The sequence below is a fragment of the Amycolatopsis magusensis genome, assembly GCF_017875555.1.
GTDB lineage: Bacteria > Actinomycetota > Actinomycetes > Mycobacteriales > Pseudonocardiaceae > Amycolatopsis > Amycolatopsis magusensis.
The window spans coordinates 3,278,135-3,303,676 of sequence record NZ_JAGGMS010000001.1; the positions used below are offsets into that span (position 1 = coordinate 3,278,135).

General features: G+C 69.7%; 5 protein-coding genes. 3 read left to right on the forward strand and 2 right to left on the reverse strand.

Going from position 1 to position 25,542, the window contains the following annotated elements; translation table 11 throughout:
• The first annotated feature begins 37 nt into the window (after positions 1–37).
• From JOM49_RS14425 to JOM49_RS14435, 3 genes are read left to right on the forward strand one after another with little or no spacing between them, the layout of a single operon-like run.
• Positions 38–13,219 (forward strand): non-ribosomal peptide synthetase, encoded by a 13,182-nt coding sequence (locus tag JOM49_RS14425; protein ID WP_209664790.1) that lies wholly within the window; start codon positions 38–40, stop codon positions 13,217–13,219.
• Positions 13,212–22,748 carry a non-ribosomal peptide synthetase gene (locus tag JOM49_RS14430; RefSeq protein ID WP_209664791.1) on the forward strand — a complete coding sequence of 3,179 codons (9,537 nt, stop codon included), beginning with the start codon at positions 13,212–13,214 and terminating at the stop codon, positions 22,746–22,748. The genes JOM49_RS14425 and JOM49_RS14430 overlap by 8 nt, the downstream gene beginning before the upstream one ends.
• 21 nt (positions 22,749–22,769) lie before the next feature.
• Positions 22,770–23,696, forward strand: a complete 927-nt coding sequence (locus JOM49_RS14435; protein WP_209664792.1) for an NAD(P)/FAD-dependent oxidoreductase — start codon at positions 22,770–22,772, stop codon at positions 23,694–23,696.
• A gap of 9 nt (positions 23,697–23,705) precedes the next feature.
• On the opposite strand, the gene JOM49_RS14440 is transcribed toward JOM49_RS14435, so the two are convergent.
• On the reverse strand, positions 23,706–24,317 hold the full coding sequence (locus tag JOM49_RS14440; RefSeq protein ID WP_209664793.1) for a class I SAM-dependent methyltransferase: 612 nt from the start codon (positions 24,315–24,317) through the stop codon (positions 23,706–23,708).
• Positions 24,314–25,501 carry a glycosyltransferase gene (locus JOM49_RS14445; RefSeq protein ID WP_209664794.1) on the reverse strand — a complete coding sequence of 396 codons (1,188 nt, stop codon included), beginning with the start codon at positions 25,499–25,501 and terminating at the stop codon, positions 24,314–24,316. The genes JOM49_RS14440 and JOM49_RS14445 overlap by 4 nt, the downstream gene beginning before the upstream one ends.
• Between the last annotated feature and the right edge of the window lie 41 nt (positions 25,502–25,542).

The following is a 25,542-nucleotide window of genomic DNA, read 5'->3' on the forward strand; positions in this document are numbered from 1 at the left end:
CTGCACGCGAGGGCTAGAGGAATGGGGTTGGGACCTGATGCGCTCCCTTGACCGGATCGAAACCGAGCTGGACGCCGAGTCCGTGCCCTACCTGCGGGAACTCCGGCTGGCGGGCGTTCCGGTCGTGCCGTCGGCGGTGGTGCTCGAGATCGCCGGGGCCACCGCGGCGATTGCCGAGCAGGGCGAAGCGATGGTCGAGGTGCGCCTGCCCGAGCCGGTGGTGCACACCGACCACGACGAGAACTCCACGGTCGGCCTGGTGGCCGACCTCTACCAGAACTCGACCGGCGCGTACGGGGTGCGCATCCACCGCGCCGACTGGGCGCGGACCGTGCACGTGCAGGCTTTGTTCGCGCCCGGCAGCAGTGCGGAGAAAACCGCCGACCCGATTTCGCTGACCGACATCCGCCGCCGCTGTGTGCAGCCCGTTTCGCGTGCCGAGTTCTACGCCGATCTCGCGGATCTCGGCATTTCCTGCGGGCCCGCGCTCGGCTGCGTGGAAACGGCCTGGCGTGGCTCCCAGGAAATGCTGGGTGCCGTGCGTTCCGCGGTTTCCGAAGCCGAATCCGAGCTTTACCGCTTACACCCTGTCATGCTGGAAGCGGCGCTGCAACCCGCGTTCGCACTTCTCAGTCCTCGGGAAAACGGTGGCTGGTACCTCGGCGGGATCGACCGGTTCGAGATCCACCGGGAGGGTGCCACGGTCGCGTGGACCCACGTGGTGCGCACCGATGCCGGTGAGGACCTGCCCGGGATGGCGCTCTTCCACATCGGCTTGCTGGACGCCGAGGGTTATGTGGTCGCCGAACTGACCGGTGTGCGCATGCGGACCTTCAGCGCGGGTGAACTGCGCCCGCCGCGATTGGCACCGCCGACCGGTGCCGAGATCCGGGAAATGGCCGAAGACGATCGGCAGCACGCGATTCGCGCGGCTTTGCACCGCTGGCTCGCCCAGGTCATGCGAATCGACCTCGACGAACTCGACACCGGCCGGGAACTGCGGTCGTACGGCATCGACTCGTTCATGGGAATGGAGCTGAAAGCGCTGCTCCAGCGGCACTGGGAGATCGATATCCCGGTGACGTTGCTCTTCGACGGACGAAGTGTGGAGACGCTCGCCGACGACGTCGCGCTGCGGTTCGCCGGCGGACTGGCGAACCGCATTTCACGCCGGGATCGCGGAGCCGACGAGGTTTCCCGCCTCTCCCGCGGTCAGGAAGCGCTGTGGTCCATCCACCGGTTCGCCGCCGAGTCCGGCGCGTACCACGTGGCCACCGCGCTGCGCATCCTGTCGCCTTTGGACACTGACGCGCTCGAGGAAGCCTGGCGAGCGGTGGTTTCCCGGCACGGACTGCTGGGCGCGACCTTCGGCGAGGACGACCGCGGCCCGTTCTACCGGCCCGGCTATGCCATCGACTTCCAGTGCGTCGACGCCCGGGAACAGGAAGACTTCGAACGCGTGCTCGCCGACGAAGCCGACCGCCCGTTCGTGCTCGAAGACAGCGTGCCGGTGCGGCTGCGCGTCTACCAGCGCGAGGACGGCGAGTCGGTCCTGCTGATCTGCGCGCACCACATCGTTGTCGACATGTGGTCCTGCGTGGTGCTGCTGGAGGAACTGGCGCTGGAGTACGGCGGTGCGGCCGAAGCGGTGCGTCCGGCGGTCGAGTACGCCGACTTCGTGGACTGGCAACGGGAACTGCTGGCGAGCCCCGAGGGCGACCGGCTGTGGGACTACTGGCGTGACCGGCTCTCCGGCGATCTTCCGGTGCTCGCGCTGCCCGGTGACCGCCCGCGTCCGCCGGTGCAGTCGTTCCGCGGTGCCAGCCGGGTGTTCGGGGTCGGCCGCGAGCTGACCGAACGGCTCAAGGAGCTTGGTGTCCGTTGTGGAGTGACGCCGTTCGTGGTGCTGCTGTCGGCCTACCAGTTGCTGCTCCACCGGGAGACCGGGCAGGAGCGGGTGGTGGTCGGCTCGCCGATCTCCGGGCGCGGCCGGAGTGAGCTGGAGCGGACCGTCGGGTACTTCGTGAACCCCGTACCGCTGATCGCCGACTTCGCCGCCGGTATGTCCTTTGAGGACGTCCTGGCGCAGGTCAGGGACGTGGTGCTCGGCGCGTTCGAGCACGAGGACTTCCCGATGGCGGAGATGGTGGAGCGGCTCGCGCCGGAACGCGATTCCTCGTATTCGCCGCTGTACCAGACGATGTTCGTGATGCAGCGGTCGCAGGCGTTCGACCAGGAGGGCCTCGCGCCGCTGGCCGTGGGCGCGGGCAGCCGCCTGCAGGTCGGCGAAAGCGAAGCGATCGAGCTGCACTCGCTGGTGGTCGAGCCGGTGACGGTGCCGCGCCACTGGTCGATGTTCGACCTGACCTGGATGGTCGCCGAGTCGGAGGACGGGTTCCTGGTCTCGGTCGACTACAACACGGACCTGTTCGACGAGAGCACGGTCGACCGGTTCCTGGAGCACTTCCGCGTGCTGCTGGACGGGGTGGCCGCGGCGCCGGAGCGTGGTGTGGACCGTGTGCCGCTGCTCGCGCCGGCGGAACGCGACCTGATGGTGCGGCAGTGGAACGACACCGCGGTGGACTTCGGTGCCGCCGCGGCCGGGCGGGTGCACGAGGGCGTGTGGGCCGCCGGGGCGTGCTTCCCCGACGCGACCGCGGTCATCGCACACGACGGCCAGCTGACCTACCGGGAGCTGCTGGCGCGGTCGTCGCGGATCGGCTGGTGGCTGCGGGAACAGGGCGCGCGACCCAATCAGCTCGTGGGCATCTGCCTGGAAAAGTGCACCGACCAGGTCGCGGCCGTGCTGGGTGTGGTGGCGTCGGGTGCGGCTTACCTGCCGCTGGACCCGGGACTGCCGCAGGCCCGGCTCGCTGAGCTGATCGACCTGGGCGAGGTGACGCACGTCCTCACTCGCTCGGGCCTCGAACTGCCGTCCGGCGTGACGCGGCTGGACCTGGACATCGCGGATCTGTCGGAGTTCTCGGCGGAGATGCCACCGGTGGTGCAGGAGCCGACGGATTTGGCGTATGTGATCTTCACGTCGGGTTCGACCGGGGTCCCCAAGGGCGTGATGATCGATCACCTCGGGGTGCTGAACACGGTGGTCGACATCAATCAGCGTTTCGATGTCGTTCCGGAAGACCGTGTGCTCGGGCTGGCGTCGTTGAGTTTCGACTTGTCGGTGTACGACATCTTCGGTCCGCTGGCGGTGGGTGCGGCGTTGGTGTTGCCCGCGCCGGACGGGGTGAAGGATCCGTCGCACTGGGTGGAGTTGATCGATCGGCACCAGGTGACCGTCTGGGACTCGGTGCCCATGCTGTTGCAGCTCCTGGTCGAAGCCCCGGAAGCCAGTGCGCAAACGCTTGCTTCCCTGCGGATCGGGCTGCTTTCCGGTGACTGGATCCCGGTCTCGCTGCCCGACAAGGTGTGGGCGCTCAACCCGCAGATGCGGCTCTTCAGCGGTGGTGGCGCAACCGAAGCCTCCATCTGGTCGATCTCGTACCCGATCACCCACGTGGACCCGAGTTGGACCAGCATTCCCTACGGTCGTCCGCTGTCCAACCAGCGCTTCTACATCCTCAACAGCGCGCAGGAGCCCTGCCCGGTCGGCGTGGCGGGGGAGTTGTGCATCGGCGGCATCGGGGTCGCCCGCGGTTACTGGCGAGACGAAGAGCGCACGAACGCGAGCTTCCTGCCGGATCCGTTCTCCGACGACCCGCGTGCTCTGCTCTATCGCACGGGCGATCTCGGACGCTGGCGGGCGGATGGCGTGATCGAGTTCCTCGGCCGCGTCGACCACCAGGTGAAGATCCGTGGGTTCCGCGTCGAGCTGGGCGAGATCGACTCGGTGTTGTCCGCCCATCCGGCCGTCGACGAGTCGGTGACCGTGGTCCACGGCGGGCGGCTGGCGTCCTATGTGGTCGGTACGGCGGACCCGGCCGAACTGCGGGACTGGGTGCACTCGCGCCTGCCCGAGTACATGGTCCCGGCCGGGGTCACGCTGCTGGACCGGTTGCCGTTGTCGTCGAACGGCAAGGTGGACCGCTCGGCGTTGCCTGAGCCGGTGTGGCAGGCGGCCGACGAGTTCGTCGAGGCCCGGTCCGAGCAGGAGCGAGTGCTAGCGGCGATCTGGGCCGACGTGCTGGGCGTCGAACGCGTCGGCGTGCGCGACAACTTCTTCTCGCTCGGCGGTGATTCGATCCTGTCGATCCAGATGGTGTCGCGGGCTGCCCAGCACGGCATCCACCTGACTCCGGCGCAGGTGTTCCGTGAGCAGACGGTGGCCCGGCTGGTCGAGGTGGCCGGTGCGGGTCCGGTGGTGGTCGCCGAACAGGGCCCGGTGGTCGGGCCGGTCGAACTCGGGCCGGTGCAGCGCTGGTTCTTCGGCCTCGACCTGGCCGACCGCGACCACTGGAACCAGACGGTGATGCTCGAATCCAGCGTCGAACTGGACGCCGAACGCGTGGCACAGGCGCTGGAGACCGTGCTCGACCGGCACGACGTGTTGCGCTCCCGCTTCACCTGCGAAAACGGTCAGTGGCAGCAAGAACAGCTGGCCGAGGCCGCCGTCAAGGTGGTCGAAGGTGACCCGAACCTCGGGCTGGGTCTGGAGAACGGGCCGCTGCTGCAGGCCGCGATCAACGGGAACACGCTGACGCTGGCCTGCCACCACCTGGTGATCGACGCGGTGAGCTGGCGGTTCGTCGTGGAGGACTTCGAGCGCGCCTATCTCGGCCTCGGCGAGCCGGCCGCCAAGACCACCTCGTTCCGGGAGTGGACCTCGCGGCTGGCCGGCTACGACGCGACCGACCAGGTCGAATACTGGCGCCAAGTGCTGAGCACGGTCAGTCCGCTGCCCGCCGACCGCACCGGCGACGACGTGCACGGCAGCGCGGTCACGCGACGCGTGCTGCTGTCCGCCGCGTCCGTGCTGGACGCGGGCAGGCGGCTCAAGGCACGGCCGGACGAACTCGTGCTGACCGCCTGGGCCCGCGCGCTCACCGACTGGACGGGCCGCGAAGGCGTGACCGTCGATGTCGAGGCCCACGGCCGCGAAGCGCTGTTCGACGACGTCGACCTGTCCCGGACCGCGGGCTGGTTCACCGCGATCCGCCCGGTCCACCTGCCGGTCGGGGGTGCCGACGAGATCGGTGCGCTGCGGGCGGTGAAGCGGTCGCTGCGATCGGCGCCCGACCAGGGCATCGGCTACGGCGTGCTGCGCTTCACCACCGACCTGCTGCCGGTGGCGCCCCCGGTGCCGGTGTTGTTCAACTACCTGGGTCAGATCGACCAGGCGGGCGAGGCGTTCACCCTGCGCTACGACCCGGCGGCCAACGACGCCGGGTACGCGCCGGAGAACCGCCGTCACCACACCTTCGAGATCAACGCCGGACTGCACCAAGAGCAGCTGCTGATCGACTTCACTTATTCCGCCGGACGGCACGACGCGGCCACCATCGACGCCCTGCTCGAAGGCGTGCGGCGGCACCTGGCGACGCTGACCGAGGCGACCCGGCCCGCCGCCATCCCGGAGGACTTCCCGCTCACGCAGGTCACCGAGGCCGAGCTGGAGCGGATCACCGCGGACCACGGGCCGATCGACGACCTGTACCCGGCGACGCCGATGCAGCAGGGTCTGCTGTTCCACACGCTGTCCGCGCCCGACTCGGGTGTCTACATCGAACAGATCCGCCTGCGGCTTTCCGGCGAACTGCGGGTGTCCACGTTGTGCGAGGCGTGGGAGCGGACCGTGCAGCGGCATCCGGCGTTGCGCACCGCCCTCGCCTGGGAGGACCTCGACACGCCGTACCAGGTGGTGCACGCCAGGGTCGCCGCGCCGATCGTGATCGAGGAGCGCGACGACCTCGGCGACCTGCTGCGCGAGGACCGCACGGCCGGGTTCACGCTGTCCGAGGCGCCGGTCATGCGCCTGCGGTTGGTCCGCACCGACGCCGAGACCTGGGAACTCGTCTGGTCGCACCACCACGTGGTGCTCGACGGGTGGAGCGCGGCGCTGGTGCTGGAGGACTTCTTCGCCGTCTACCGCGCGCTGGTGGCCGGTGACGAGCCACCTGCGGTGACCGCACCGTCCTATCGCGACTACGTGGCCTGGCTGGAAGCGCAGGATCTCGGTGCGGCCGAGGAGTACTGGCGGACCCACCTGGCCGGGTTCATCGAGCCGACCCGGCTGGGCATCGAGCAGGTCATCGCTTCGACCGCACGCCGTCCCGAAGCAGCCGAGTCCACAGTGGAGCTGCCGGAGGACCTGTCGGACCGCGTCCGCGAGTTCGCGCGTGCGCACGGGCTCACGCTGAACACCGTGCTGATGGGTGCCTGGTCGCTGCTGCTGTCGCGGTACTCCGGCCAGCGGGACCTGGTCTTCGGGGTCACCTCCGCCGGGCGCCCGGCCGAAGTGTCCGAAGTGGAGCGCATGATCGGCCTGTTCATCAACACGCTCCCGACGCGGGTCGGGGTGCCCGCCGAACAGCGGGTCGCCGACTGGCTGCGTGACCTGCAGCGGGTCGAGACCGAGCGCCGGCGGCACGAGAACACGCCGCTGACCAAGGTGCACGAGTGGAGCGACGTGGCCGGGGGCACGCCGCTGTTCGACCACATCTTCGTGGTGGAGAACTACCTGCTCGACGAGTCGGTCTTCCAGGTCGACGAAGCACTGCGGGTCTCGGACCACCAGTCCTACGAACAGACGAACTATCTGCTCGCGCTGGTGGTGGAGCCGCTGGACCGGCTGACCCTGCGCACCCGCCACGACCCGGACCGGCTCACCGCGGACACCGTGGACCGCCTGCTCGGCCACTTCGCAGTGCTGCTGGACGGCCTGGTCGCGGCGCCGGATCGGGCGGTCGGCGAGGTGCCGCTGCTCAGCGCGGCCGAGCGGGACCAGGTGGTCCGCGAGTGGAACGACACCGACGTGGACTTCGGTTCTGCGGCGGCCGGGTGTGTGCACGAGGGCGTGTGGTCGGCCGGAGCGCGCTTCCCGGAGGCGACGGCGGTCATCGCACATGACGGGCAGTTGACGTACGGGGAGCTGCTGGCACGGTCGTCGCGGATCGGCTGGTGGTTGCGGGAGCAGGGCGCGCAGCCGAATGAGCTGGTGGGCGTGTGCCTGCCGAAGTGCGCCGATCAGGTCGCGGCCGTGCTGGGCGTGGTGGCGTCGGGCGCGGCTTACCTGCCGCTGGACCCAGGGTTGCCGCAGGCTCGGCTGGCGGAATTGATGGAACTCGGTGGCGTGTCGAAGGTCCTGACCGCCTCCGGTGTCGAGGTGCCCACGGGCGTGACCCGACTCGACCTGGACATTGCCGACTTGGCGGAGTTCTCGGCGAAGATGCCGCCGGTGGTGCAAGCGCCGACGGATCTGGCGTATGTGATCTTCACGTCGGGTTCGACCGGAGTTCCCAAGGGCGTGATGATCGATCACCTCGGGGTGCTGAACACGGTGGTCGACATCAATCAGCGGTTCGAGGTGACCCCGGAAGATCGTGTGCTCGGCTTGGCGTCGTTGAGTTTCGACTTGTCGGTGTACGACATCTTCGGCCCGTTGGCAGTTGGTGCGGCGTTGGTGTTGCCCGCGCCGGACGGGGTGAAGGATCCGTCGCACTGGGTGGAGTTGATCGATCGGCACCAGGTGACCGTCTGGGATTCGGTGCCGATGTTGCTGCAACTGCTGGTGGAGGCGCCGGAGGCCACCAGCGACAAGATCCGTTCGCTGCGGGTGGGCTTGCTTTCCGGCGACTGGATCCCGGTGTCGCTGCCGGACAAGGTGTGGGCGCTGAACCCGGAGATGCGGATTTACAGCGGTGGTGGCGCGACGGAAGCGTCCATCTGGTCGATCTCGTACCCGATCACGCACGTGGACCCGAGCTGGACGAGCATTCCCTACGGTCGTCCGCTGTCCAACCAGCGCTTCTACATCCTCAACGAGTCGCAGCAGGTGTGTCCGGTCGGTGTGGCCGGTGAGCTGTGCATCGGCGGCATCGGTGTGGCCCGGGGTTATTGGGGTGACGAGGAACGGACGAACGCGAGCTTCCTGCCCGACCCGTTCTCGGATGACCCGCGTGCCTTGCTGTACCGCACTGGTGACCTGGGGCGTTGGCGTGCGGATGGCGTGATCGAGTTCCTCGGTCGCGTCGACCACCAGGTGAAGATTCGTGGTTTTCGTGTCGAACTGGGCGAGATCGACTCGGTGCTGTCCGCCCATCCGGCGGTGGACGAGTCGGTGACCGTGGTGCACGGCGGTCGGCTGGCGTCCTATGTGGTCGCCGAATCGGCCGACGTGTTCGCCTTGCAGGAGTGGGTGCGTGAGCGCCTGCCCGAGTACATGGTGCCGTCCGGCGTGACCGTGCTCGACCGGCTGCCGTTGTCCTCCAACGGCAAGGTCGACCGCTCGGCGCTGCCCGAGCCGGTGTGGCAGTCCGACGGCAAATTCGTCGAAGCGCGCTCGGCCACCGAAAAGGCGCTGGCCGCGGTGTGGGCCGAGGTGCTGGGTGTCGAGCGCGTCGGCATCCACGACAACTTCTTCACGCTCGGCGGCGATTCGATCCTGTCCATCCAGATGGTGTCGCGCGCGGCCCAAGCCGGGATCCACGTGACCCCGGCGCAGGTGTTCCGCGAGCAGACCGTGGCGCGCCTGGCGGCGACGGTCGGCGGTGAGCATTCGGCGATCCGGCGGCGCGAACGTGCGCCCGGTGAGGCCTCCCGGCTCTCGCGTGGACAAGAAGCGCTCTGGTCCATTTATCGATTCGCCGACGAGTCGGGTGCTTACCACGTCGCCACCGCGATGCGCGTGCTGTCCCCATTGGACGTCGAACTGCTGCGAACCGCCTGGCAGTCGGTCGTTTCCCGGCACAGCCTGCTCGGTGCGGTGTTCGGAGAGGACGATCAGGGCCCGTACTACCGAGTCGATCCGAACGCTGCCGCCGACTTCGACGTGGTGGACGCCCGTGAGGTGGCCGAATTCGACGGCATGGTGGCGGACGAGGCCGACCGGCCGTTCGTGCTCGACGGTGGTGCCCCCGTCCGCCTCCGGGTGTTCGAGCGGCCCGACGGCGAGTCGGTGCTGCTGATCTGCGCGCACCACATCGTGGTCGACCTCTGGTCGTGCGTGGTGCTGCTGGAGGAACTGGCGCTCGAATACCGGGGCGAGGCCACCATGCCACCGCCGGCGGTCGAGTACGCCGACTTCGTGGACTGGCAGCGCGAACTCCTGGCCGGGGCGGACGGTGAGCGCCTGTGGGAGTACTGGCGCGAGCGGCTGGACGGCGACCTACCGGTGCTGGCCCTGCCCGCGGATCGCCCACGCCCGGCGGTCCAGTCATTCCGTGGCGCCAACCGGGTCTTCACCGTCGGAGCCGAGATTTCCGAGGGGTTGAAGGAACTCGGCGCCCGGCTCGGGGTGACGCCGTTCGTGGTGCTGCTCTCCGCGTACCAGTTGTTCCTGCACCGCGAGACCGGGCAGAACCGGATCGTGGTCGGGTCACCGACCGCGGGACGCGGGCAGCCGGAGATCGACAACGTGGTCGGCTACTTCATCAACCCGTTGCCGATGGTCACCGACTTCACCGCCGAGATGTCCTTTGAGGACACGTTGCGTCAGGTGCAGGAGGTGGTCCTGGGTGCGTTCGAGCACGAGGACTTCCCGATGGCCGAGATGGTGGAACGGCTCGCGCCGGAACGCGACTCGTCGTATTCGCCACTCTACCAGACGATGTTCGTGATGCAGCGGGCGCAGGCCTTCGACAACGAGGGGCTGGCGCCGCTGGCCGTGGGCGCCGGAAACCGCCTGCAGGTGGGCGAAGGCGAGGCCATCGAGCTGCACTCGCTGGTGGTCGAGCCCGCGACGGTTCAGCGCAACTGGTCGATGTTCGACCTGACCTGGATGGTCGCCGAAGCCGAGGACGGGTTCCTGGTTTCGGTGGACTACAACACCGATCTGTTCGACGAAAGCACGGTCGACCGGTTCCTGGAGCACTTCCGCGTGCTGCTGGACGGCGTGGTCGCGGCGCCGGATCGGGCGGTCGGCGAGGTGCCGCTGCTGACCGAGGCCGAGCGGCACCAGCTGGTCCACGAGTGGAACGACACCGAAGTCGACTTCGGTGACGCCGCCGCCGGGTGTGTGCACGAAGGCGTGTGGTCTGCGGGAGCGCGCTTCCCGGAGGCGACGGCGGTCATCGCGCATGACGGCGAGCTGACGTATCGCGAGTTGCTGGCACGGTCGTCGCGGATCGGCTGGTGGTTGCGGGAGCAGGGGGCACGCCCGAACGAGCTGGTCGGCATCTGCCTGCCGAAGTGCGCCGATCAGGTCGCCGCGGTGCTCGGGGTGGTCGCCTCGGGCGCTGCCTACCTGCCGCTCGACCCGGGCCTGCCGCAGGCGCGACTGGCCGAACTGATCGAACTCGGCGGTGTCACGAAGGTACTGACCGCCTCCGAGATCGAGGTCCCCTCGGGTGTGACCCGGCTGAACCTGGACGTGGAGGAACTGTCGGAGTTCTCCGCGGACATGCCGGAGGTGGTGCAGGCTCCGACCGACCTGGCGTACGTGATCTTCACGTCCGGGTCGACCGGGGTGCCCAAGGGCGTGATGATCGACCACATCGGCGTCCTGAACACCGTGGTCGACATCAACCAGCGGTTCGACGTGACCCCGGAAGACCGCGTACTCGGGCTGGCGTCGCTGAGCTTCGACCTGTCGGTGTACGACATCTTCGGCCCACTGGCCGTCGGGGCGGCTCTGGTGCTGCCCGCACCGGACGGGGTCAAGGACCCGTCGCACTGGGTTCAGCTGGTCGACCGGCACGAGGTGACCGTCTGGGATTCGGTGCCGATGTTGCTGCAACTGCTGGTCGAGGCGCCGGAGGCGAACACCGCCACCCTGGCCTCACTGCGGGTCGGGCTCCTCTCCGGCGACTGGATCCCGGTGTCCCTGCCGGACAAGGTCTGGGCGATCAACCCGGACATGATGATCTACAGCGGTGGTGGCGCGACCGAGGCCTCCATCTGGTCGATCTCGTACCCGATCACGCACGTGGACCCGAGCTGGACGAGCATTCCCTACGGCCGCCCCCTGTCCAACCAGCGCTTTTACATCCTGAACGAAGCCCAGCAGGTGTGTCCGGTCGGTGTGGCCGGTGAGCTGTGCATCGGCGGAATCGGGGTCGCCCGGGGTTACTGGCGAGACGAAGAGCGCACGAACGCGAGCTTCCTGCCTGACCCGTTCTCCGACGACCCGCGTGCCCTGCTTTACCGCACCGGCGACCTGGGCCGCTGGCGGGCGGACGGCGTGATCGAGTTCCTTGGCCGGGTCGACCACCAGGTCAAGATCCGCGGCTTCCGCGTCGAACTGGGCGAGATCGACTCGGTGCTGTCCGCGCACCCGGAGGTGGCCGAGTCGGTCACCGTGGTGCACGGCGGGCGGCTGGCGTCTTATGTGGTCGCCGACGAGGTCGACCTCGCCGAAGTGCGCGAGTGGGTGCGCCAGCGGCTGCCGGAGTACATGGTCCCGGCCGGGATCACCGTGCTCGACCGATTGCCGCTGTCGGCCAACGGCAAGGTGGACCGCTCGGCGCTGCCCGAACCGGTCTGGCAGGCGGCCGACGAGTTCGTCGAAGCGCGCTCCGACCAGGAACGCGTGCTCGCCGCGATCTGGGCCGAAGTGCTCGGCTTGGACGAGATCGGCGTGCTGGACAACTTCTTCGCGCTCGGCGGTGACTCGATCCTGTCGATCCAAATGGTGTCGAGGGCCGCGCAGGCCGGTATCCACTTGACGCCGGCGCAGGTGTTCCGCGAGCAGACCGTGGCGCGGCTGGTCGAGGTAGCCGGTGAGGGTCCGGTGGTGGTCGCCGAACAGGGCCCGGTGGTCGGACCGGTCGAACTCGGGCCGGTGCAGCGCTGGTTCTTCGGCCTGGAACTGGAGAACCAGGACCACTGGAACCAGGGCGTGGTGCTGGATTCCCGCATCGAACTGGACCCCGAGCTGGTCGGGCAGGCGCTCGGCCGGGTTCTCGCGCACCACGACGTGCTGCGGTCGCGGTTCGCCCGCGAAGGGGTCGAGTGGGTCCAGGAACAGCTCGAAGCCGACGAGGTGCCGGTCGAACTCGTCGACGGCAGCGGACGCGACCCCGACGTAGTGATGGCCGAGGCGGTCAAGGCCGCGCACTCCGGGCTGGACATCGAAAACGGGCCACTGCTGCGGGCCGTGGTGGTCGACCTCGACGACGCCCAGCGGCTCGTGCTCGCTTGCCACCACCTGGTGATCGACGCGGTGAGCTGGCGGTTCCTCGTCGAGGACTTCGAGCGGGCCTACACCGACCAAGGTGAGTTCCCGCCCAAGACCACCTCGTTCGCGGAGTGGACATCACGCCTGCGCGAGTACGACGTCAGCGATCAGGCCGACTACTGGCGCGAGGTGGCGAGCACGATCACCCCGCTGCCGGTGGACCGCGCGGGGCAGGATGTGCAGGCCAGCGCGGTCACGCGCCGCCTGGTGCTGCCCGCGGAGGTCACCGCCGGGCTGGTGGACAGCGCGCGCCGGGTCAAGGCCCGCACCGACGAACTCGTGCTCACCGCCTGCGCCCAAGGGCTGGCGGAATGGAGCGGCCGCGCCGACATCACCATCGACGTCGAGGGCCACGGCCGCGAGCCGTTGTTCGACGACATCGACCTGTCCCGGACCGCGGGCTGGTTCACCGTGATCCGCCCGGTCCACCTGCCGGTGGGCGAAGCGGAGGCGGCCGACGCCGTCCGCGTGGTCAAGCAGGCGTTGCGGGCGGCACCGGACAACGGCCTCGGTTTCGGGCTCCTGCGGGAGGAACTCGGCCTGCCGGACGCGCCGGTGCTGTTCAACTACCTCGGGCAGGTCGACCAGCAGTCGACCGGCGACTCGGCGTTCCGGCTGCTGCTGGACAACCCGGCGTGGGCCGGGGCCGCGCAGGCGCCGGAGAACACCCGCCACCACACGCTCGAGATCAACGCGGGCATCCACGAGACCGAACTGGTGCTCGACCTGACCTACTCGACCGAACGGCACAGCGACGCCACCGCGGGCGAACTGCTCGACGGCATCCGGCGGCGGCTGGACGCGCTGGCCGGTCACGAGCACGCGGACGCCGCGGCCGCGCACACCAGTGACTTCCCGCTCGCCGGGCTCAGCCAGCAGGCACTCGAAGACCTCATGGCCAAGATGGAAGGAAACGCCGGTGCCTAGGACCATCAAGGACATCTACCCGCTTTCCCCGGTCCAGCAGGGCCTGCTGTTCCACACCCTGTCGGCGCCGGATTCCGGGGTCTACTTCGAACAGTTCAGTGTGCGCCTGGAGGGTTCGCTGAACGCCGAGGCCTTCCGCGGTGCCTGGGAACGGCTGGTGCACCGGCACGACGTGCTCCGCTCGGCGGTGCAGTGGGAAGGCCTGGACACCCCGGTGCTGGTGGTGTTCGACCGGATCGAGCTGCCGTGGTCCGAAGAGGACTGGCGCGGACTGGACCAGGCCGAGCAGGCCACCCGGTTGTCGGAAACCCTGGCGGCGGAACGGGTCGAGGGTTTCGACCTCGGGCGCGCGCCGCTGCTGCGGGTCGGCCTGTACCGGCTGGCCGACGACGCCTGGCAGGTGGTCTGGAACTACCACCACCTCCTGCTCGACGGCTGGAGTTCCGCGGCCGTGCTGCGGGAGCTGTTCCTGATCTACGTGGCGCTCTGCGCGGGCGACGAACCGCGGCTGCCGAACGTGAGGCAGTACCGCGACTACATCGGCTGGTTGCAGCAGCAGGATCTCGGTGCCGCGGAACGGTTCTGGCGCGATCTGCTCGCCGGGGTCACGGAGCCGACCGTGCTCGGGGTCGACCGTCCGGCCGACGGCTTCCGCGGTGACGACGACTACGACCGGCGCGAACTGGTGCTCCCGGCTTCGCTGAGCACCCGGCTGGACGAGGTCGCGCGGCAGCGCAGGCTCACGGTGAACACGATCTTCCAGGCCGCGTGGTCGTTGCTGCTGTCGCGGTACTCCGGCAGTGACGACGTGGTGTTCGGCGTGACCTCGTCGGGGCGCCCGGTGGAGCTGCCCGGCGTTGAAGAGATCGCGGGCATGTTCATCAACACTCTGCCCGCCCGCGTGAAGATCCCGCGCGAGCGCACGATCGCCGACTGGCTGCCGGAGTTCCAGCGCGAGGAGACCGAGCGGCGGCAGTTCGAATTCAGCCCGCTGGCCAAGGTGCAGGACTGGAGCGAGGTGCCCTCGGGCGGCACGCTCTTCGAGAGCATCCTCGTGTTCGAGAACTACCCGACCGACTTCTCCGTGCTCGACGAGGTACGCGATCTCCGGGTGACCGAGCTGTTCGGCATCGAGCAGACCAACTACCCGCTGACCCTGCTCATCGAACTCGGCGCGCAGACCAAGCTCAAAGTGTGGTTCGACGAGACCCGGATCGACGCAGACGTCGCCGAACGCCTGCTCGGGCACCTTCGCACGCTGATCGAGGAGCTGATCGGCGACCCCGAACGCCCGGTCGCGGGGATCGGCCTGCTCACCGAGCCCGAACGGCGGCAGCTCGACCAGTGGGCGGACACCGGGGTGGACTTCGGCGCCCCGGAATGCCTGCACGACCTCGTGGTGCGCCAGGCCGCGAAGACGCCGGACGCCATCGCCGTCCGGTGTGAAGGCGAGGAGCTGACCTACGCCGAACTCGACCGGCAGTCGAACCAGCTCGCGCACCACCTGATCGGCCAGGGCGTGACCGTGGACCGCGTGGTGGGACTGTGCCTGCACCGGTCGACCGAGCTGGTGGTCGCGATGCTCGGCGTGCTCAAGGCCGGCGGCGCGTACCTGCCGCTGGACCCCGACCACCCGGTGGACCGGCTGGAGTTCATGCTCCGCGACACCGGCGCGGCCCTCGTGCTGACCCAGGAACACCTGCGTGCCGGGCTGCCGGACGCCGTGCCCGTGCTCGTCATGGACCGCGAGTGGTACGGGTCGCACCCCGAAGTCGCGCCCGGCCCGCGCAGCACCGCGACCGACCTCGCGTACGTCATGTACACCTCGGGGTCCACCGGCAACCCCAAGGGCGTGATGGTCGAGCACGCGGGTGTGTGGAACCGGCTGCGCTGGGGGCAGCACCACTACGACCTGGACGCCTCGGCGGTGGTGCTGCAGAAGACGCCGTACACCTTCGATGTGTCGGTGTGGGAGTTCTTCTGGCCGCTGATGGTCGGCGCGAAGCTGGTGCTCGCGCGGCCCGAGGGGCACAAGGACCCGGACTATCTGGTCCGCCTGGTCCGCGACGAGGCCATCACCGTGCTGCACTTCGTGCCGTCGATGCTGCGGTACTTCCTGGTCGCCGACGGGGTTTCCGAGCTGCCGTCGGTCGAGCGGGTGTTCTGCAGCGGCGAGGCGCTGACCGCGGAACTGCGCGACCGCTTCTTCGAGCTGTTCGACGCCGAACTGCACAACCTGTTCGGGCCCACCGAAGCGTCCATCGAGGTGACGTACTGGCAGTGCCTGCCGGAGCACGCCGGTGACCCGGTGGTGCCGATCGGGCGGCCGATCGCGAACGTCCACTGCCGCATCCTCGACCAGGCCGGGCAGCAGGTCCCGGTCGGCGTGCCGGGTGAACTCTGCCTGGGCGGTGTCGCGGTCGCGCGGGGCTATCTCGGCCGTCCCGAACTGACCGCCGAAAAGTTCATCGACGACCCGTTCGCCGAGGGCAGGCTCTACCGGACCGGTGACCTCGCACGCCGGCGTGCCGACGGGGTGATCGAGTTCCTTGGGCGCAACGACGACCAGGTCAAGATCCGCGGTCAGCGCGTCGAGCCGGGGGAGATCGAGTCGGTCATCCTGACCCACCCGGCCGTGCGCGAGGCGGCGGTCACCGTGCACGAGGTCGAGGGACAGCAGCAGCTCGCCGCGTACGTGGTGCCCGCGGTCGACGCGGACGAGGTGCGTGACTGGGTGCGGCAGCGGCTGCCCGAGTACATGGTCCCGGCCGGTGTCACGATGCTGGACCGGCTTCCGTTGTCCTCCAACGGAAAGCTGGACCGTGGCGCGTTGCCTGAGCCGGTCTGGCAGGGCGGTGAGGAGTTCATCCCCGCACGATCCTCTTTGGAGCAGGAGCTCGCCGCGATCTGGGCCGAGGTGCTCGGCGTGGAACGCGTCGGCGTGCTGGACAACTTCTTCGCCCTCGGCGGCGATTCGATCCTGTCGATCCAGATGGTGTCGCGGGCCGCGCAGGCCGGTATCCATCTGACTCCGGCGCAGGTCTTCCGTGAGCAGACCGTGGCCCGGCTGGTCGAGGTGGCCGGGCACGGGCCCGCCGTGCTGGCGCCGCAGGAACCGGTGACCGGGCCGGTCGAGCTGGGGCCGATCCAGCGCTGGTTCTTCGACCTGGACCTGCCGGTGCGCGACCAGTGGAACCAGGGCGTCACCCTGCGCTCGCGCACCGAGTTCGACCCGGAACGCGTGCGGTCCGCGCTGGAGCGGGTGCTCGTGCAGCATGACGTGCTTCGCTCGCGGTTCACCGGGGGAGCCGCTTGTCAGGTCGGCATCGACGAGATCGACGTACCGGTGGTGGTCAGCGACGACCCGGTCCGGGCGGCCCACACCGGTCTCGACATCGAACACGGCCCGCTGCTGAAGGCGGCGGTCGACGGCACCACGCTCGTGCTTGCCTGTCACCACCTGGTGGTGGACGCGGTGAGCTGGCGGTTCATTGTCGAGGACTTCGAGCGGGCCTACCTCGGCAGTTCGGGGGTCCGGGGGTCGTCCCCCGAGCAGACAACACAGCAGGGCGAGTTCCCGCCGAAGACCACCGCCTTCGCGCAGTGGACCGAGCGGCTCGCCTCCTACGACGTGTCCGCCGAGGAGAACTACTGGCGCGGCGTGGTGGACACGATCACCCCGCTCCCGATCGACTACGAAGGTCCCGACACCCAGGAAACCGCCGTGACCAGGCGGATCTCGCTGCCTGCCGAGGCGACAGCACGGCTCGCCGAGACCGCGCGCCGGATGAAGGCGCGGGTGGACGAGCTGGTGCTGACCGCCTGCGCACAGGGCCTCACCGACTGGACCGGTGACGCCGGCATCACCGTCGACGTCGAAGGCCACGGCCGCGAGCAACTGTTCGACGACATCGACCTTTCGCGGACGGTCGGCTGGTTCACCGTGATGCGGCCGGTGCACCTGCCGGTCGGCGCGGCCCAGGAGGTCGACGCGGTGCGCGCGGTCAAGCACGCCCTGCGGGAGGCGCCGAACAACGGTCTCGGCTACGGCCTGCTGCGTGATCGCCTGCCCGGCAATCCGGCGGTGTTGTTCAACTTCCTCGGCCAGCTCGACGGTGTGAGCGGCGGTGAATTCACCCTGGCGCTGGATGATTCGGCGGGAGCGCACGCACCCTCGAACACCCGGCACCACCCGGTCGAGATCAACGCCGCGGTCCACGAGGGCGCACTGACCCTCGAACTCACCTACCCCGGCGCCTGCTACGAGCAGTCCACAGTAGACATCCTGCTCGCCGAGATCCGCGGTCACCTGGACGCGCTGACCGTCACGGCCGGCGAGTCCGCAGCCCGCGCCTACCTGCCCGGAGACTTCCCGCTGGCCCGCATCGGCGCGGGTGAGCTGGCGAGGATCACCGCTACGCACGGCCTGGTCGGCGATCTGTACCCGGCCACCACCATGCAGCAGGGCCTGCTGTTCCACACCCTGTCCGCGCCCGGTTCGGGGGTCTACTTCGAACAGTTCAGCGTCCGGCTCGAAGGCGAGCTGGATCCGGCTGCCTTCCGGGAATCCTGGCAGCGGCTGGTCGACCGGCACGAGGCGTTGCGCTCTGCGGTCGAATGGGAGGGCCTCGACCGGCCGCTGATGGTGGTGTTCGACTCGATCGAGCTGCCGTGGTCCGAAGAGGACTGGCGTGACCTGGATGCGTCGAAGCAGGCCGAGCGGTTGTCCGCGCTGCTGGCCAAGCAGCGCGAGGACGGGTTCGAGCTGAACCGTGCGCCACTGCTGCGCGTCGGGTTGTTCCGGCTGGAAGACGAGGCGTGGCAGGTGGTCTGGAACTTCCACCACCTGCTGCTGGACGGCTGGAGTTCGGCGGGCGTGCTGCGTGAGCTGTTCGAGATCTACGTGCCGTTGTGCGACGGCCGGACCCCCGAACTGCCGCCCGTCCGCCAGTACCACGACTACATCGAATGGCTGCAGAAGCAGGATCTCGAAGCCGCGGAACGGTACTGGCGCGAACTGCTGGCCGGGGTCTCCGAGCCGACGGCGCTGGGGGTGGACCGGCCGTCCGAAGGTGAACGCCGGGACGAGGACTACGACCGCCGCGAGATCGTGCTGCCCGCGGCACTGGGCTCGAAGCTGGAAGAAGTGGCTCGCCGCCGCCGGTTGACGGTGAACACCCTGTTCCAGGCCGCCTGGTCGCTGCTGCTTTCGCGGTACTCCGGCACCGAGGACGTGGTGTTCGGCGTGACCTCCTCGGGCCGCCCGGTCGACCTGGCCGGGGCCGAGCACATCGCCGGGCTGTTCATCAACACCCTGCCCGCCCGGGTCACGTGCCCGGCCGGGGAACGGCTCGGCACCTGGCTCAGCGAACTGCAGCAGGCGCAGATCGACCAGCGCCAGTTCGAGTTCAGCCCGCTGACCAAGGTGCAGGAGTGGAGCGAGGTCCCGGCCGGGGTCCCGCTGTTCGAGAGCATCCTGGTGTTCGAGAACTACCCGGCCGACTTCTCCGTGCTCGAACGCGTCAGCCGCCTGCGCGTGGCCGACCTGCACAGCATGGAGCAGACGAACTACCCGCTGACCGTGGTGATCATCCCGGGCCCGGAGACCACGCTGAAGGTCTGGTTCGACCAGACCCGGATCGACGCCGGGGCCGCCGAACGGCTGCTCGGGCACCTGCGCGGCCTGCTCGAGGAACTCGCTGGCGACGAAACCCGGGCGGTCGGGGAGATCGGCCTGCTCACCGCGCCCGAGGCGGAGCTGTTCGAGCGGTGGGCCGACACCGGGGTCGACTACGGCGAACCCGAGTGCCTGCACCAGGTGATCGCCCGGCAGGCCGCGGCGACGCCGGACGCCATCGCGGTCCGATGTGGACAATCCGAGCTCACCTACGCCGAGCTGGACCGCCGGGCGAACCAGCTCGCGCACCACCTCATCGGCCAGGGCGTGCGCGCGGACAAGGTGGTCGGCGTCGCGATGCGGCGTTCGGTCGAACTCGTGGTGGCGCTGCTCGGCGTGCTCAAGGCGGGCGGTGCGTACGTGCCGCTCGACCCGGAATACCCGGCTGAGCGCCTGGAGTTCCTGGTCCGCGACACCGGCGCGAAACTGGTGCTCACCCAGGACGACCTGCGTGACCGGCTGCCCGGTCCCGTGCTGGCACTGGATGTCGCCGAGCTCGACGGTCCGGAGACCGATCCGGGTGTCGGCAAGCCCGCCGACCTGGCGTACGTCATCTACACCTCCGGGTCCACCGGCCGGCCCAAGGGCGTGATGCTCGAACACCGCGGGGTGTGGAACCGGCTGCGCTGGATGCAGGCCGAGTACCCGATCGGCGCGGCGGACGTGGTGCTGCAGAAGACCCCGTACACCTTCGACGTGTCGGTGTGGGAGTTCTTCTGGCCGCTGATGACCGGGGCGCGCATGGTGCTGGCGAAGCCGGACGGCCACCGCGATCCCGCCTACCTGACCGAACTGATCCGGGACGAAGGCGTCACCACCCTCCACTTCGTACCGTCGATGCTGCGATACTTCCTTGCCGCCGAGAGGGTTTCCGACCTGCCTTCGGTGAAGCGGGTGTTCTGCAGTGGTGAAGCGCTGACGGCGGACCTGCGTGACCGGTTCTTCGAGTTGTTCGGTACCTCGGGAGCCGAACTGCACAACCTCTTCGGTCCCACCGAGGCGTCGATCGACGTGACGTACTGGCAGTGCCTGCCGGAGCACGCCGGTGATCCGGTCGTGCCGATCGGCCGCCCCATCGCGAACACCACCTGCCGCATCCTCGACCACGCCGGGCAGCAGACCCCGATCGGCGTGCCCGGTGAGCTCTACCTCGGCGGCATCGGGCTGGCCAGGGGGTATCTCGGCCGGCCGAAGCTGACGCGCGAGAAGTTCGTCAAGGATCCATTCTCCGACGGCGGCAGGCTCTACCGCACCGGCGACCTGGCGCGCTGGCGTGCCGACGGCGAGATCGAGTTCCTCGGCCGCAACGACGACCAGGTCAAGATCCGTGGCCAGCGCGTGGAACCCGGCGAGATCGAGGCCGTGCTGCAGGCCGACGAGATGGTCAAGCACGCGGTCGTGGTGGCCGACCAGGACGTGCTCGCGGCGTTCGTGGAGCCGGACTTCACCGCGGTCACCGACCAGTCGCTGTCCTCGGCGCCCTGGCTGCGGCGGCACGTCGACCAGTGGCAGTCGCTGTACGAGCAGATCTACACCGAGCCGGTGATCGAGGTCGACGCCGACTTCAACACCGCCGGCTGGCTGTCCAGCTACACCGGGCAGCCGATCCCGACCGGCGAAATGCTCGAATGGCGCGACCGCACGGTCGACCGGATCCTCGGCCTGCAACCGAAACGCGTACTGGAGATCGGCTGCGGCACCGGCATCCTGCTCACCCGGATCGCGCCGAAGGTCAGCGCCTACCACGGCACCGACATGTCGGCGACGGCGATCGACTACGTGCGCGGCAGGCTCGCCGAGCACGGCGACGAACACGTGGTGCTGGAGAAGCGCGAAGCGGTCGACTTCGCCGGGATCCGGCCGGACAGCGTGGACGTGGTGGTGCTCAACTCGGTCACCCAGTACTTCCCCGACGTGGCCTACCTGGTCGAGGTCATCCGCGGCGCGATGGAGGCACTGGTCCCCGGCGGTGCGATGTTCATCGGTGACGTGCGGAACCTGCGGCTCCTGGAGACCCTGCACGCCTCGGTGCAGGTGGCGCAGGCGCCGGGTGACGTGCTCGCGGCGGACGTGGTGCAGCGGGTCCGGCACCTGGCGCGGGTGGAGAACGAGTTGCTCGTCGATCCCGGCTTCTTCACCCGCCTGCGCGAGAAGGTGCCGGAGCTGGGGCGGATCGAGATCAGCCCGAAGGAGGGCTCGTACGACAACGAGCTGAGCCGGTTCCGGTACGACGTGGTGCTGGAGAAGGCGGCCACCCCGCACGTCCAGGTGGACGCGCGCTGGCTCGACTGGGAGCGCGGCGAGCTGACCTGGGACGCGGTGGCCACCATGGTTCGCGGTGGGGCCAGGGAGCTGATCGCGCTCGCCCGCGTGCCGAACGCGCGAGTCCGGCGGCACCACGACCGCTGGCAGCGCCTGCTCGGTGCTTCCGGGGACGCGACGATCAGCGAGGCACTCGCCGGGACCGACGGGGATGCCGTCGATCCGGAGAAACTGCGCGCGCTCGGGCGTTCGTGCGGGTACGAGGTCGAGATCAGCTGGGCCGCAGGCTATCCCGACGGCGCGTTCGACGTGCTCCTGCGCCGGGCCGGGCAGCCGCGGGCCGACTTCCGCCCACCGGCCGCCGCGGAAGACCTGCTGGAGCCCGCGAACATGCCGGTGCGCCAGGAACTCGGCGCCGACCTGCGCGGCAGGCTGCTGGAGAAGCTCGCGCAGAAGCTGCCGGCGCACATGGTGCCGTCCGTGCTGACCGTGCTCGACGCCCTGCCGATGACCACCTCCGGCAAGGTCGACCGCAAGGCGCTCCGGGCCACGCGCGGCGCCCACCTGTCCGAAAAGCCTTATGTGGCCCCGAGGGACGCGGTCGAGCTGCGGCTGGCCCGGACCTGGGAGAAGGTGCTCGACGTCGAACGCGTCGGCGTGCTGGACGACTTCTTCGAGCTGGGCGGCGATTCGCTGGTGGCCATCCGGCTGGCGACCGAGGTGCAGCGGGCCTTCGACGTGAAGATCACGCTGGCCGACCAGCTCGCCGCCCGCACGGTCGAGCAGGAGGCCGGGCTGGTCCGCGGGGGCGGCGCGGCCTGGCGGCCACTGGTCGAAATCACCGCGGGCGAGGGCACGCCGGTGTTCTGCGTGCACCCGGCGGGTGGCAGCGTGCTCTGCTACGGCGAACTGGCCCGGCGGCTCGGCCGCGACCGGCCGTTCTACGGGCTGGCACCGCTCGGGCTCGAAGAAGGGCAGGAGGCCGACGGCAGCATCGGCGTGATGGCCGAGCGCTACCTCGCCGAGGTGCGCGCGGTCCGGCCGCACGGCCCGTACCACCTGGCGGGCTGGTCACTCGGCGGGGTGGTGGCGCTGGAAATGGCCGCCCGGCTGGAAGACGAGGGCGAGCGCGTCGAGCTGGTCGCGATGATCGACTCGGTGGCACCCGAGCTGGTCGACGGCGACGTGGACGACGTCGACGTGATCGCCGAGTTCTTCGCCGGTGTGCCGCTGGACCTTGAGCACCTGCGCGCACTCACCCCCGACGAGGCCATCCGCGCGGCGATGGAACAGGCGGCGGCGGTCAACGCGCTGCCCGCCGGGCTCGACGCGACCCGGCTGCTGCGCATGCGGGAAGTCCACAAGCGACACATCGTGGCGCTGGTTTCCCACCGTGCCGCCAGGTACCACGGGGACGTGGTGCTCTTCCGCGCCGCGGACACCCCGATCACCCAGCCCGCGTACGGCTGGGAGAACACCGTCAAGGGCAGTCTCGAAATCATCGGCGTGCCCGGCAACCACCAGACCGTGCTGAGTTCCCCCGGCGTGCAGCGCATCGCCCGCGAACTCGGCACCCGGATCCCGGACTAGTCCCGGAATTAGAGGAGAAGAATGTACGACGTGATCGTGGTAGGGGCCGGGCCGTCCGGCCTGAACGCGGCGTTGATCCTGGGCCGCGCGCTGCGGAAGGTGCTGGTGGTGGACTCCGGTGAGCCGCGCAACGCCCGGGCGCACGCGATGAACGGCTTCCTCAGCCGGGACGGGATCGACCCGGCCGAGTTCCGCCGGATCGCCAGGGAGGACCTGGCCAAGTACGAATCGGTGACCATTCGCGATGTGGCGGTCTCCTCGATCTCGGCCGGTGAGGCGGGCGCGTTGGTGGAACTCGCCGACGAGACCACCGAGCAGGCACACAGCGTGCTGCTGACCGTGGGCCGCCGCGACCGGCTGCCCGAGGTCGACGGCGTGGCCGAGCTGTGGGGCCAGGGCGTCTACGGCTGCCCGTACTGCCACGGGTTCGAGGTGCGCGGGCAGAAGTTGGCCGTGCTGGGCGCGGAAACCTCGGCCGCGCACCTGGCCGTGCAGCTGACCCGGTACAGCCCGGACGTGGTGCTGTTCACCAACGGCACGCCGGACTTCGACGAGGAAGCGGCGGCCGCGCTGAAGGTGTGCGAGGTGGAGGTGCGGACGGAGCCGGTGGAGCAGGTCACCGGCGCCGACGGGCGGCTCACCGGCGTGCGGATCGCGAGCGAGACCGTCGCCCGTGACGCGATGTTCCTGAAGACGCCGCTCGACGCGCACGGCGAACTCGCCGAAGCGCTGGGCTGCGAACTGATGGACGACGGCTCGGTGCGGATCGACGAGCACGGGCACACCTCGGTCGACCGGATCTACGCCGCCGGTGAGGCCGCCCGCCTGCCGAACTGGCCGTCACCGTGGATCCACGCGGTCACCAGCGCCGCACTGGGCGCCATGGTCGCGCTGAGCATCGACCACGACCTCATCGTCGCCGACGTGCGGTCCAAGTTCGGCATGTGAGCCCTGCCCTCACCTGGCCGTGCCCGCCCAGCCGGTCAGGTGGGGGATCTTCACCCCGAACGGGCCGTGGAGCAGGAATTCCTCGGTCTCCACCCGCTCGAACCCGGCCGCGTCGATGGCGCGGCCGGTTTCGCGTGCCGGGTCGCAACCGCCGTCGAGCCAGCGCGAGACCGGCGCGACGGCCTGCTGGGCCCGGCGTGACCAGGTGCCCTCCGGCGCGGCGACGTGCTCCAGGAACACATACCGCCCACCGGGTCGCAGCACGCGCACGATCTCGGCGAGCACCCGGTGCTGGTCTTCGACCGAGCAGAGCACGATCGTGCCGACGACCGCGTCCACGCTGTGGTCCGCCAGCGGGATCTCCTCCGCCGTGCCGCCGATGACCTCGCCCTTGGCCTGCTCTCGCAGGCGGTCGTGCAGGTAGGGATTCGGTTCGAGGCCGAGCCAGCGGACGTCGCGCGGGAAGTACGTGGCGTTCGCGCCGGCGCCGGGGCCGATCTCCAGCACGGTTCCGGTGAGGTCCGCCAACAGCTTGCGGCGTTGCGGCGTGTACATGCCCGCGCCGCCGGCGGACCGGTTGCGGGCGGCTCGCCGCCAGCTGCGAGCGCTGCGTGCGGTCATCCGCCGGTGACCTCTCGGACGACTTCGATCACGCGCGCGGCTCCATCCTCGTTCCGCAGCTTCGCCGCGACCGCCGCGGCTCGTTCAGTGTAGGCAGGATTCCCGACCGCCTCGGCGACTTTCGCCGACAGCGCGCCCGCGGTGAGCTTGCGCGCCGGGAGGACCCCGGGCGCGGCGCCCAGCGCGACCAGGCGGTTCGCCCAGAACGGCTGGTCGCTCGAGAACGGCACCGGCACCGAGGCCACGCCCGCGCGCAGCACCGCGGCGGTGGTCCCGGCGCTGGCGTGGTGCACGACGGCGGCGACGCGCGGCAGCAGCCATTCGTGCGGGACGTGGCCGACGGCGAGCACGTTGTCGCCGCTGGCGGCCAGGTCGCCCCATCCGGAGTGGACGATCGCGCGGACCCCGGTGTGCCGGATGGCTTCGCTGATCGCCTGCTGCCGCCGACCGGCCTGGCGCGCGACCACGCTGCCGAAGCTGAAGTAGACCGGGGGCGGGCCGTCGTCGAGGAACTCGACCAGTTCGGCAGGGGGTTCGGTGGTGGCGTGCGGCCACCAGAAGCCGGTCAATTCCTGTTCCGGCCGCCAGTCCCGCGGGCGCGGTACGACGCTCGGACTGACCCCGTGCAGCATGCGCTGATGCGGGTCCGGCTTGAGTCTGTGCTTCAGACTGAGCCGCGATCGCAGATCCGCCAGCGGTTTCGCGAACATCCGTGGTCCCAAGTGGACGAACAGCTCGCCGGTCCCGCGGTTGAGCCACGGGCCGAGGTCGCGGCCGCCGAACAACGCGGGCGAACTCTCCCGCGTCGGCGCGGCGGGCTGCAACGGCACGGCCAGGCACGGGATGCCGCGTGCCTCGGAAAGGCTGCTGCCGAAGACCAACGTGGACATCGGACAGAGCAGGACGTCGGCGCCCTCGGCGGCGTTGATCATTTCCGGCACCTGTTCACACAGGCCGTCGACCATCAACCGCATCGGTGACTTCCGGCTGGTCGCGGTCACCTCACGGGGATCCGTCGAGGACAGCCGGTGGAAGCCGAGTCCGGCTCCGGTGATCGCCTTGCCGAACCGCTCCACCGCCGCCACGGTCACCGGGTGCCCGGCTTCGGTGAGCCGCCTGCCCAGGCCGAGGTAGGGCAGCACGTCGCCGTCGCTGCCGCTGGCCAGGACCACCACGTGCGCCATGGGGCGAGGCTAGCCAGGCTGCCGCTGGGTCGAACCCTAGA

Coding starts and splice junctions, on each gene's coding strand:
- JOM49_RS14425 (WP_209664790.1), top strand. CDS start 38: ATGCGCTCCCTTGACCGGATCGAAACCGAGCTGGACGCCGAGTCCGTG.
- JOM49_RS14435 (WP_209664792.1), top strand. CDS start 22,770: ATGTACGACGTGATCGTGGTAGGGGCCGGGCCGTCCGGCCTGAACGCG.
- JOM49_RS14440 (WP_209664793.1), bottom strand. CDS start 24,317: ATGACCGCACGCAGCGCTCGCAGCTGGCGGCGAGCCGCCCGCAACCGG.
- JOM49_RS14445 (WP_209664794.1), bottom strand. CDS start 25,501: ATGGCGCACGTGGTGGTCCTGGCCAGCGGCAGCGACGGCGACGTGCTG.